Annotated in this window: 11 protein-coding genes; 5 read left to right on the forward strand and 6 right to left on the reverse strand. The window is 39.7% G+C overall.

Annotated features, from left to right (window positions below; all coding sequences use genetic code 11):
* Positions 1-18 precede the first annotated feature (18 nt).
* Both ispG and ctpC read left to right on the forward strand, forming a co-directional pair.
* Positions 19-1,242 (forward strand): (E)-4-hydroxy-3-methylbut-2-enyl-diphosphate synthase, encoded by a 1,224-nt coding sequence (ispG, locus tag VB733_RS06140; protein ID WP_323339208.1) that lies wholly within the window; start codon positions 19-21, stop codon positions 1,240-1,242.
* Between the two features lie 255 nt (positions 1,243-1,497).
* Positions 1,498-2,781 (forward strand): carboxyl-terminal processing protease CtpC, encoded by a 1,284-nt coding sequence (gene ctpC / locus VB733_RS06145; protein ID WP_323339209.1) that lies wholly within the window; start codon positions 1,498-1,500, stop codon positions 2,779-2,781.
* Positions 2,782-2,877: 96 nt separating this feature from the next.
* Here the strand turns inward: ctpC and VB733_RS06150 are convergent, their stop codons facing one another.
* Together VB733_RS06150 and VB733_RS06155 are read right to left on the reverse strand one after the other, a co-directional pair.
* Positions 2,878-5,328 carry an FG-GAP-like repeat-containing protein gene (locus tag VB733_RS06150; protein ID WP_323339210.1) on the reverse strand — a complete coding sequence of 817 codons (2,451 nt, stop codon included), beginning with the start codon at positions 5,326-5,328 and terminating at the stop codon, positions 2,878-2,880.
* 502 nt (positions 5,329-5,830) lie between these two features.
* The gene (locus tag VB733_RS06155; protein ID WP_323339211.1) at positions 5,831-6,016 is read right to left on the reverse strand and encodes a DDE transposase family protein; all 186 of its coding nucleotides are present in this window, start codon (positions 6,014-6,016) and stop codon (positions 5,831-5,833) included.
* A gap of 116 nt (positions 6,017-6,132) precedes the next feature.
* Between VB733_RS06155 and VB733_RS06160 the strand changes: the two genes are divergently transcribed.
* Positions 6,133-6,468 carry a hypothetical protein gene (locus tag VB733_RS06160; protein ID WP_323339212.1) on the forward strand — a complete coding sequence of 112 codons (336 nt, stop codon included), beginning with the start codon at positions 6,133-6,135 and terminating at the stop codon, positions 6,466-6,468.
* 111 nt (positions 6,469-6,579) lie between these two features.
* On the opposite strand, the gene VB733_RS06165 is transcribed toward VB733_RS06160, so the two are convergent.
* The 4 genes from VB733_RS06165 to VB733_RS06180 form a co-directional block, all read right to left on the reverse strand.
* A complete protein-coding gene (locus VB733_RS06165; RefSeq protein WP_323339213.1) occupies positions 6,580-7,338 on the reverse strand; it encodes a glutathione S-transferase family protein in 759 nt (252 codons plus the stop codon).
* A 101-nt stretch (positions 7,339-7,439) separates the two neighbouring features.
* Positions 7,440-8,042 carry a TetR/AcrR family transcriptional regulator gene (locus VB733_RS06170; RefSeq protein WP_323339214.1) on the reverse strand — a complete coding sequence of 201 codons (603 nt, stop codon included), beginning with the start codon at positions 8,040-8,042 and terminating at the stop codon, positions 7,440-7,442.
* A gap of 134 nt (positions 8,043-8,176) precedes the next feature.
* The gene (locus tag VB733_RS06175) at positions 8,177-9,331 is read right to left on the reverse strand and encodes an iron-containing alcohol dehydrogenase (protein WP_323339215.1); all 1,155 of its coding nucleotides are present in this window, start codon (positions 9,329-9,331) and stop codon (positions 8,177-8,179) included.
* Positions 9,332-9,407: 76 nt separating this feature from the next.
* A complete protein-coding gene (locus VB733_RS06180) occupies positions 9,408-9,533 on the reverse strand; it encodes a hypothetical protein (RefSeq protein ID WP_323339216.1) in 126 nt (41 codons plus the stop codon).
* A 66-nt stretch (positions 9,534-9,599) separates the two neighbouring features.
* On the opposite strand from VB733_RS06180, the gene VB733_RS06185 reads away from it, so the two are divergent.
* Together VB733_RS06185 and VB733_RS06190 are read left to right on the forward strand one after the other, a co-directional pair.
* A complete protein-coding gene (locus tag VB733_RS06185; protein WP_323339217.1) occupies positions 9,600-10,031 on the forward strand; it encodes a DUF6006 family protein in 432 nt (143 codons plus the stop codon).
* 666 nt (positions 10,032-10,697) lie between these two features.
* Positions 10,698-11,687 carry a transaldolase gene (locus VB733_RS06190; RefSeq protein WP_323339218.1) on the forward strand — a complete coding sequence of 330 codons (990 nt, stop codon included), beginning with the start codon at positions 10,698-10,700 and terminating at the stop codon, positions 11,685-11,687.
* The last annotated feature ends 345 nt before the right edge of the window (positions 11,688-12,032 follow it).

Consider the following 12,032-nt stretch of genomic DNA (forward strand, 5'->3'; position numbering starts at 1 on the left):
ATTTACCTAATCAAGGTTATGCAAACCCTGCCCACCCCTACTACTAGCACTGCATCCAGCCAACCCACTTTTGACACAACAATCAAAAGGCGCAAAACCCGTCCTGTAAAAGTGGGTGATATCACCATCGGAGGTGGATATCCGGTGGTAGTGCAGTCGATGATTAATGAAGATACCCTGGACATTGATGGTTCAGTTGCTGCCATTCGTCGTTTACACGAAGTCGGTTGCGAAATCGTTCGTGTCACCGTCCCCAGCATGGCACATGCCAAAGCCTTGGCAGAAATCAAGCATAAATTAAAACAAACCTACAAAGACGTACCTATTGTTGCTGACGTGCATCATAACGGCATGAAGATTGCCTTGGAAGTCGCCAAGCACATCGAAAAAGTACGGATTAATCCAGGTTTGTATGTATTTGAAAAGCCTAACGCCAATCGTACCGAATATACCCAAGCCGAATTTGAGGAAATTGGCGAAAAAATAGCAGAAACTCTCAAGCCATTAGTTATTTCCTTGCGTGATCAAGGAAAAGCAATGCGTATCGGCGTAAATCATGGTTCTCTGGCTGAAAGAATGCTATTTACCTACGGTGATACCCCCGAAGGCATGGTGGAGTCAGCTTTAGAATTTATCCGAATTTGCGAATCCCTCGATTTCCACAATATTGTCATTTCGATGAAGGCATCGCGAGTCCCAGTCATGGTGGCAGCATATCGTTTGATGGCAAAACGAATGGATGATTTGGGGATGGATTATCCATTGCACTTAGGTGTGACTGAAGCTGGTGATGGTGAATACGGACGGATTAAGTCTACTGCTGGAATTGCGGCATTACTTACCGATGGAATTGGCGATACGATTCGGGTATCCCTAACAGAAGCACCAGAAAAAGAAATTCCCGTTTGCTATAGTATTTTGCAGGCGTTGGGACTGCGGAAAACAATGGTTGAGTATGTCGCTTGTCCATCTTGCGGACGTACTTTGTTTAACCTGGAGGAAGTATTACATAAAGTCCGGGAAGCAACTAAACACTTGACAGGGCTGGATATTGCTGTTATGGGCTGCATCGTCAATGGACCAGGTGAAATGGCTGACGCAGACTATGGCTATGTTGGGAAAACACCCGGTTATATCTCCCTGTATCGCGGTCGGGAAGAAATTAAGAAGGTTCCCGAAGATAAAGGTGTGGAAGAGCTAATTAATTTGATTAAAGCCGACGATCGCTGGATCGAACCATAATTGGGATGTGGGGACAGGGATACTTGGGAGTAAAAAGAGTAAAGTTAAAGATAAAAAATATAAATCTTTTCCCTCCCTTTCCCCCTTAATATCTCCAAAATTTTGATAAAGTTTGTATTATCTGCCACACAACTAACCGGATTTCAGAGAAAATATTTAGAAATAACATAATATGCTTAGTCAGTACAGTGGTAGCCTGTGTTAGATTGAGCATACTGACTAAAATAAATTTTTTCCTCTGGCGCAGCAGTCATTATGGTAATTACTAAAAGTGGACTTGTTTTGGGAGCTACGGCTGTGACGCTAACTACAATAGCTTTTACAAGCCTAGGCATTCATTCTCAAGGACAAGCTCTATTTAAAGAAAGCCCTAAAGAATTGGTCGATGAAGTTTGGCAAATTATCCAACGCCAATACGTGGACGGTACTTTCAATCAAGTTGATTGGCAAGGTGTTCGCAAAAAATACTTGAACAAGTCTTACAGTAATAGGCAGGAAGCCTATAAGTCTATCCGGGAAATGCTAAAACTGCTGGATGACCCCTACACCCGGTTTATGGACCCAGAGGAATTTAAAAACATGCAGGTGGATACCTCAGGGGAACTTACGGGTATTGGTATCCAAATTGGTCTTGATGAAAAAACTAAAAAGCTGACTGTCATTTCACCAATTGAAGATACACCAGCGTTTAAAGCCGGTGTTTTAGCAAAAGATATTATTACCAAAATCAATGGTAAAAGCACTGAAGGCATGGATACTAACCAGGCAGTATCCTTAATCCGAGGTGAAGCTGGCACCAAGGTAAAATTAACAATTCTGCGTAGTGGTCAGCCAAAGGAATTTGAAATTACCCGTGCCAAGATTGAAATTCACCCTGTGAAGTTCTCGCAACAAAATACTCCCATTGGTAACATTGGATACATTCGCCTCAACCAGTTTAGTGCGAATGCTGGTAAGGAAATGCAAGCTGCAATCAAGGATTTAGAGAAGAAGCAGGTTTCTGGCTATATTTTAGATTTACGTGGAAACCCTGGTGGTTTGCTCTTCTCTAGTGTGGAAATTGCCCGGATGTGGATGAATAAAGGGACAATTGTTTCGACAAAGGATCGTAAAGGGGAGCCAGAACGAGAAATTGCGAATGGAAAAGCACTCACTGATAAGCCTTTGGTGGTAATTGTTGATAAAGGCTCGGCAAGTGCCAGTGAAATCCTGTCGGGTGCTTTCCAAGATAATAAACGAGCGGTAATTGTCGGTTCGCAGACTTTTGGTAAAGGCTTGGTACAGTCAGTACGTCCCTTGGATGATGGCTCTGGGTTAGCGGTGACAATTGCCAAATATTTCACTCCTAACGGTCGGGATATCAATAAGCATGGTATTGATCCTGATGTCAAGGTTGACTTAACAGACCAACAGCGTCAGGATTTGTGGTTACGGGAGCGTGATAAACTGGGCACAATGAAGGATTTACAGTTTGCTAAAGCTGTAGAAGTATTGGGTAAGGAAATCGCCAGTCAGGGTACGACGAGAGCTGAAAAGTAATCAATTTAGAGACGCGATATGTCGCGTCTCTGCTGAATGATTTGCTAAATTATTGTGGTTGACATTTGCCTGCGCGAATAAAACTAATAGCCGGTACTAAAGAGTAATCTCCCAATCAGCTTTAACGTTGAGCATGGCTGTTGATTGAATGATATATCCAGAATCAACAATCTGGTGACTATCCATCCACCAAATTGCAGTTTTTCCATTACTATAGTTACGCCAGATCAAGTCATACTTATTATCACCATTATAGTCTGCAATTGCTTCAAGTTTCCAATCAGTGTCTTTTAAAAATACTTTATTGGACTTTTCTATAGCAATAAATTCACCATGAACAGAGTAATTATTAAAACTATCTAACTGATTAACATCGACAAACCAAACAGCCATTTCCCCGGTATAATAATTACGCCAAACAATATCATCCTTGCGATCGCCATTTAAATCGCCAACTTTTTCTATCTTCCAATTTAAATCTGTTTTTACTAAAAACTTAGCATCTTTAAGCCGAGAACCATTCATTAGCCAAATAGCATTTTCACCAGTTTTAGAGTTTCGCCACAAGATATCACTTTTACCATCAGCATCAAAATCGCCAGCATCAACCATTACCCAATCAGTATCAATGGTTCTATATTCTAAAAACTGACCATCCAGTTGAAAGTCATTCATGAACCAAACAGCATTTTCACCAGTTTTAGAGTTCCGCCATAAGATATCACTTTTACCATCGCCATTAAAATCAGCAGCAGCAATTATTTTCCAATGAATATCTTCGACTCTGGTAATAAATTGGCGAGACTCAGCACTAAGAGGCTGCAAGCCATCCATCATCCAAATCGCATTTTCACCCGATGAATAATTCCGCCAGAGAATATCAGCTTTACCATCACCATTAAAGTCACCTGTAGTCACAATTTTCCAATTCACATCTGGAACTGGAGTTATAAATTCGGCATCGCGAAGTTGGAAATTATCGACTGTCCAGATAGCATTTTCCCCAGTGGTTTGATTCCGCCAGAGAATATCAGCTTTGCCATCACCATCAAAGTCATGTTTGCGTCTCTGAATTTGGGGTTGGTTATTAAGTAGCACGGAAATAGTATTTGCATCATAATTTGTCACCACCAAATCTTGTTTACCATCACCATTACCGAGCAAAACTGAGATGTTGTTAGACTTATAATTTGCTACCGCCAAATCTTGTTTGCCATCACCATTAATATCCCCAATACTAATACCTTCAGGTCCATCCCCGGCGGTGAAATTGATTGGAGCAGCAAAAGTACCATCACCATGACCTAGCAACACTGAAATGTGATTAGAATTTGGCACGGAAGTATCCCCATAATAACCGTACTTTGCCACTGCCAAGTCTTGTTTGCCATCACCATTAATATCTCCAATACTGACGGCGGCAGGAGCATTTTCTGCGGTTAACTCAGTGGGTGCGGCAAAAGTGCCATCACCATTTCCCAACAATACTAAGATTTTGCTGGAAATATAATTGACAATTGCTAAGTCTTGTTTGCCATCACTATTAATATCTCCAATCGTGACTCTAGCTGTATCCATAGAACCAGAGGCGACTGTGAAGTTAGTGGGGGCAGCAAAAGTACCATCGCCATTACCTAGCAACAATGAAACATTATTGCCATTAAAATTGGTGACTACCAAGTCTGGCTGGCGATCGCCATTAATATCACCAATACTGACCCCAGAAGGACCATCTCCGGCGGTGAAGTTGATTGGGTTGGCAAAAGTACCATCCCCGTTACCTAGCAACACCGAGACATTATTGGAAATATAATTGGCAACTGCTAAATCTTGCTCACCATCACCGTTGATATCCCCAATGCTGAGTGCCCAAGGAGCCTCCCCTGCTGTGAAGTTGATGGGGGCAGCAAAGGATAGGTTGAGTGTTGAACTGTTGAGTGTTGAACTATAGGTTTGAATTGTTTCTGTAGTCAAAGCAATAACTGATTCAATACTTCCAGTCTTAACTTCCAAGTCCCAATCACCACCAAGGACTATATTTCCTGTTAAGTTGTTGGAAGCAGCAACATCTGCCCCTGTCAACTGACTCATCAAGTTAACAAATGCTTTTCCTGTAGTACCTGCACCAACGTTACAGCCATAAAGCAAAATATCGGCATCTTGGGCGAGGGCAGTTTTCCAAGACTGCATTTGATTGGCGTAATTGTTAAGGTTACTCACATTTAACCAATCGTTGCCTAATTGCAATCCTCCTGTGTCTCCGTGGGAAATAATATGAAGGCTAGAAATGCCTTCGCGTCCCATCAAAGTCTCAGTAATTTGAGCGATCGCATCTTGGTCTGAGTTGAGTATATGAACTTCACTTCCCTGGGAAATTCCTTTTACTAGGCTTTGGTAATCCGCAATTCCAGTATCAATAAAAACAAGGGAACTGCTAGATGTTGATAGTAATAAGTTGGTATTTAATGGTGGAGATGTGAGATTGATTGCAAAATTTGAATTTATTTTTGTGTTTAATTCTTGATTGGTTTTACTTAAATTATTCATGATTTATTAATTTGATTTTAAATTGAAATTTTTAAGTTTTCTTTTTAATCAAAAGTAAGAATGAAAAATCAATACTTTATGTACATAGACGCACAAATTCTGGAAATGATTCCATATTTAATGAATATAAATATGTAGATATCTTAAAAAGATTATCAAGATTTCGTATTTTCTAGAAATGACTAGAGTACGTTAATTTTCAATAGTTTATATTATTATTTTTCTAATAAATGACAATTTCAAATTTAAAGTACACTAATAGTTCTTATTAACTTAATGTACAAAAATAAACATATCTTGCTAATCGAAAAATTACTGAATATGTGCAAGATTATTTTTATGAAAGCAAGTATAAACACTGAATAAAAAGAACATTAATACAAATAAAATATACACAAAACAAACATAGCAAACATTTTTTCATACATCAGATTTTATCCGTTCGCATGAATCTACACCTCAAAAACACTGATAGTCACATCAGCCGCGACTTTAGTGATTATTATTTTGGTTGGCATTTACCTGTGCGAATTAAACCAATACGACGTGCGATCGCATCTCCTTGAGAATCAAATGGTCCCCATTTTTCGATAATGTCTTGATTATTAATTTCTTGTTCACTGGGGACAATTTCGCACTTTCCTGTCGATTGTTTGATGATGTACCAAGTTTGCGCGCTCTCGGTCATAAATTTGTAAATGGGTGATTCAAAGGATTTATAGTATTTACACTAATGACAAAAAAATAGTATTTTTTTTAGACTTTTAATATTGTTTTTAATATTAATTAGATAGTTAGATCAATATGAAATTTACAATTCTTTCTTTAAGCACAGCTTTAGTTGCTAGTGTATCATTTCTACCACCAGTTTTCGCTGAAAGTGTAAGTTTTTATTCTGGAGGCGGTTACAGTGTCAAAATTGTCGGGTTTGCGGGTTCCGCATCTTATACAGGATGCGATCGCCAGAATCGCTGTCTCACAATTACCGAAGCATCCAACTACAGTCGGGGTAGTTATGTTTGGGAAAATCGAGGTTACACTTACTCAATGTCACCTGTGGGAAGAAGTGGTAAATATCGTTTGAGGGTTTTTAACCCTAGCGGTAAAGTATTACTCAATCAAGTCATGAATCCAAGATAGTAAATATTATTTTTTCATCCCGATGTCGTTACTTAAGCTGTGGATATAGAGGAGGTAGATGCACCCTAATTCAACTGTCACCTCAGTTTCAAAGACTGAGGTTTTTTATTTTTAAATATTTCTTTCGCGGTATAGCCTCAATACAAACTTACCCGCAGGTGTTTCTCGAAATTCTTCAATTTCTGATGCCATTTTCACTGGCATTTCTGCTAAGGGACGAGGTTTAATCGGATGTTCAGGAGGTTGAATAATAGGCGCAGCAAGGGCAGCAAAAGTCAAGTCCGCAGCCGAAAATTTATCACCTACTAAATAATTACGTCCATCTGCTAGTAATTCACTGACTTTCGCAAAGATTATTTTGATTTGCGCGTAAGCTTCTTGACTCGATTCTGTAGTTAAATCAAATCTTTTTTTTAAAATCTTTTGCATGTAGGGGAAAATCAGAGGCAGTAATATTTTTTCAATTCTGGGAACACCTTTGCACCAAGCACGCTGAATATTTTTGTAGTTATGATTAATGTATGAATATCCCCAACGACGTGTAGCAATTCCTAATTGACTATCAAATAATTCTTCTAACTCTTCAACTTGTTGCCGTAGTTCGGGATTATTTGGGTATAGTTTATGATCATTCAGGGCAATTGAATCTAGATACTTGAAAATATCTGTTGAATCTGTAAACACTTCCATATCGGTGACTAAAATCGGAGTCGTTTTCCCTCCTAATTTTGCTGTCACAAATGTGTGAAATGGTGGCGTGTGGGGTTCTTCGATGAAATTAAATTTCATTCTGGTTAGTGCCCAGCGTACTTTTTCGCAATAATGACTCACTGGGATGGTAATCAAGCGAAATGGTTTTTGTTGATTCATAACTGTTTAGGGTTTTGAAATAAATTAAGATGAATAAGACCGAGCGGTCTTTTATTGTGCAAAAAAACTTGAGTTTTGTTGAGAAAATTACATCAAAAATTCTACGCCTTCAAACTACTATTAATGTAATTATTTAAATGTGCGATCGCTCGTTCGAGATGAATTGAATCGTCGCAGAGTTTACTCATCATGACTGAGCCTTCCAGGGTGGAAATGATGATACTCGTCACTTCGTCAACATTAATATTCGGCTGGATTTCGCCTTTTTTGATACCTTTGCGGATAATTCTGCTCAATAAATCACTCCACGAATTCATTGCCTGTTTTGCCCGTGCTTTCAAAGCCGGATGGGCATCATCACTTTCAACAGCAGTATTTAATAATGGACATCCACCTTTCATAATCGGATGTTCAGGATTGTCGATATAGGCACGAAATACATTAATAATCGCTTGCAAACGTTCTATGGCATGGTTTTTGTCTTTCCAAGCCTCGCGGAAACGTTGCTGGATTTGCGAGACTGCATAATCGAATGCCTGCAATGCTAAATCATCCTTACTAGCAAAATGATTGTAAATTCCTCCTTTCTGTAAACCCGTCACCTGCATAATGTCGGACATTGACGAACCAGCATAACCCTGTTGATTAAACAAGGCTGCACTTTTCTCAATAATCATGGCTTTGGTTTCTTCGCCTTTTGACATTATTGCGATCGCCTGACTCCAGAAAAATTAGACCGATTGGTTTGAAATTAACACAATATATTTTTGCAGTCAATTAGGGGCGAACCTGAATATATGTTTATATATGGTTGATATTCGCCCCAATCAGGAAAATATTAGGCGCTCAGAGTCAAAATTTTCTCCACAGTTTCCGGGTTTACGTCTTGTTTTTCCCCTAATGCAGTGTAGCCATAACTTTTCAGGCGATCGATGACTAAGGGAATCGTGTCTAAGCCGACACCATAGTCTGATAGTTTTGTGCGCGTACCTACTGACTCAAAAAAGTCACGAGTTTTAGCGATCGCGGTATTGACTCGTTCTTCTTCACTTCCCTGCTCGATTCCCCAGACTCGTTCAGCATATTGGAGGAGTTTTTGCCATTTATTATCCCGTTTTACGGTTAATGTGCTGGGTAATACAACTGCTAAACTTTGTGCGTGGTCAAGTCCGTGTAATGCAGTTAATTCGTGCCCAATCATGTGAGTTGCCCAATCTTGAGGGACACCAACAGCAATAATGCCATTTAATGCCATCGTTGCACACCACATAAAATTAGCACGGGAATCGTAGTCGCTGGGGTTGGCAATGGTTTTTGGACCTTCTTCCACTAATGTTTTGAGGATAGCTTCAGCCATGCGGTCTTGCAATGGTGCATTGACAGGGTAAGTTAAGTATTGCTCCATTGTGTGGGTGAAAGCATCAACAATCCCATTACTGACTTGGCGAGGGGGTAAAGAAAATGTGGTTTCGGGGTCGAGAACTGAGAATTGGGGAAATACTAGAGGACTGTAAAAGTGTCGTTTTGCTTGGTTTGCGGCTTTAGTAATGACAGCTGCTGTATTCATTTCTGAACCTGTGGCGGGAAGGGTTAAAACGACACCAAAAGGGATTGCAGATTTTACAGGTGCAGCTTTTGACAAGATATCCCAAGGGTCGCCATCAAAGTCAACGGCGACAGAAATAAATTTTGTGCCATCGACTACGGAACCACCACCAACAGCAAGTAAGTAATTTACATCTTCTTGTCTGACTATTTCCACTGCTTTCATCAGTGTTTCGTAGTGGGGGTTGGGTTCGATACCCCCAAATTCGATCAGATTATGCTTTGATAATGCAGATTTAACCTGGTCATAAACACCATTTTTTTTGATGCTACCACCACCATAGGTCATTAATATTTTGGCATCTGTGGGTATTTCGGCTGCAATATTAGCGATTTGACCTTTACCAAAGAGGATTTTGACTGGATTGTGGAAGGTAAAGTTTTGCATTGATAGCACCTTGGGTTAATTGTAGGGACGTGGGATTGTGGAAATTGCTGATTTAAACTACTTATAATCATTGTAGCTAGTGGTTCGCTTCGTGCTGATGTGGGGTTTTTTCCAGTAACGAGGCGATCGCATTTGGACTAATTTTGCCTAAAAATTTGTTGCCACCAAAATTAATATGGCTGCTGAGGATAAAAACCTGCATAAATAATCACTTTGCAACCTATGAGTAAGTAGTTGGATATCACCAGTTGTAAAAGAGATGAAAGCAATGAAAAAAGCAATTAGAAACCTACTCTTGGGATTAACAATCCTGCCATTAAGTGTTTTAGCTCCTAGCGGTAACGCCCAAGCATCCTTCGCGGTGACACAATGGTTTTTCGGGAATTGGGACTGCACTATTGATGGTAGACCTGCAAAGATGCAATGGCGGGTAGTGGATGATACCCAAGTCAATTGCAATGGTGGGGTCTGTAGCAGTTCATCAGGCGTTAAAGTAGTTGGTCGGTTTAGCGATAATGGTAGCGCTTGGGTTCCTTTAGCGACAAGATATTCTAACCGGACAGACTTGGGAATTCGTTATTTGGGTCGAGAACAGGATAATTGGTTTTTGCGATTCCAGCCACGGGGACAGTCAGCAAGTGGTTGGACTACTTGGCGTGGAAATCGCTATCCTTTGATGTGTCGGAAGCTGGCAAGCTAATGACTGATTTCGGATTATCAGGGTTCAGGTAATTTCCAGAATCAAAAGAATTAAGTATCCTCAGATAGATGTGAGACTAAACTCCTTCGATTAATTTAAAAGTGTTAACTAGGAACTGTAAACTATTAAAAAAATATGTAATGTTGAGTAAGGTTGTTTTAATTAATATGACGGAATTTATTAATTTTTCCTGATGTTAATGACAAGTCACATTGAGTTTGCCAATATTTAGCCGACGTATCACTTCTAAATCTTAAATTAAGATTAATAATAATTACAAAGAGCCTCATTTAGGCAAGTTTAATTTTCTCAAAGTCTACTTTAGTAAGCATTAGACAAGGATGAGTGAAGATGTTTACAAGGCTAAAAATTACAAGATGATTTAAGAAAAGTGCATACAAAAGCACAACCAACTTTCAAAAGATTTGCCTAGAATATAGCTGGGGGATATAAAACAGGACTTGTCCAGTAAGTGATGATCGGTAATTGTCAATCCTGCAATTGTATTAGTTAAGTAATTGGCTCATAAACCCAGGCAAAGAACAACTAATCAACCTCCAACAAGAAACCTAATTGCCGAATATTCAAGCGCATAGCAAATTAAGTTCCATCAAAACAAAATCAAATTCTATAAGTCCTGAAGAAACCAAGTCCCAGAGGAATTTTATGTCTAATTTACTCGAACAATTGCGAAAAATGACTGTTGTCGTCGCCGATACTGGAGATATTAGCGCGATCGCAAAGTTCACACCAAGAGATGCAACCACCAACCCTTCCCTGATTACAGCCGCAGCCCAAATGCCTGAATATCAGGAAATCGTTGACCAAACCCTACTTACAGCCAAGCAGGATTTAGGTAAAAATGCATCACAAGCAGAAATACTCAGTTTAGCATTTGACCGCTTGGCAGTTTCCTTTGGCTTAAAGATTCTGGAAATTATCCCCGGTAGAGTTTCCACCGAAGTTGATGCTCGTTTATCTTACGATACCGAAGCAACTGTGAAAAAAGCCCACGAATTAATTGCTCAGTACAAAGCTGCTGGTGTTGACAAAGAACGGGTATTGATTAAAATTGCTACGACTTGGGAAGGTATTCGTGCGGCGGAAATCCTGGAGAAAGAAGGAATCCACTGTAACTTAACTTTACTATTTGGTTTGCATCAGGCGATCGCTTGTGCTGAAGCTGGTGTCACCTTGATTTCTCCTTTCGTTGGACGTATTCTCGACTGGTATAAGAAAGAAACCGGACGCGATAGCTATCCTGCTACGGAAGACCCAGGTGTAGTTTCTGTCACCACAATCTACAACTATTACAAGAAGTTTGGCTACAAAACTGAAGTCATGGGTGCAAGTTTCCGTAATATCGGTGAAATTATTGAACTTGCTGGTAGCGATTTGTTGACTATTTCGCCCCAATTACTAGGTGAGTTGCAAGCTACTATCGGAGAACTTCCCCGCAAACTTGATCCTGCAAAAGCTGCGTCGATGTCCATTGAAAAAATTACAATGGATAAAGCGACTTACGACAAGATGCACGCCGCAGATAAGATGGCAAATGAGAAGCTTGATGAAGGTATCAAAGGTTTTACAAAAGCCTTGGAAAGCCTTGAACAACTATTAGCCGAACGTCTAGCGAAACTCGAAGTTTTGGCTTAGGTTGAGCTTAGAGAACAATTGCTGAATTACCTGAATAATTAGTTCTGTATTTTTAGATATATCCCTGACATAAATGTCGGGGATATTTTAGTTGTGGTAGTTTGCAAATGGAGATTTCAGCTATAAAACAATACGGTACTGCTCCGCAGAAGCAAGCTACAGTTAAGGTTATTAGTCAATCGATTTGTTGAGAACCAAGATTTGGGGGACGGTTGCGTCCCCCAAGCCCCCTCCAAAAAAGTTGATCTGTTTTATTCGCAGTAATTGATTTTATTCTTAACTGAACTGTATTGAGCTATAAAAAATTCTCGGTATGATAATCAAGTAAGAGGGTAAGGATACGGG

The sequence above is a fragment of the Calothrix sp. UHCC 0171 genome (assembly GCF_034931845.1).
Lineage (GTDB): Bacteria > Cyanobacteriota > Cyanobacteriia > Cyanobacteriales > Nostocaceae > Brunnivagina.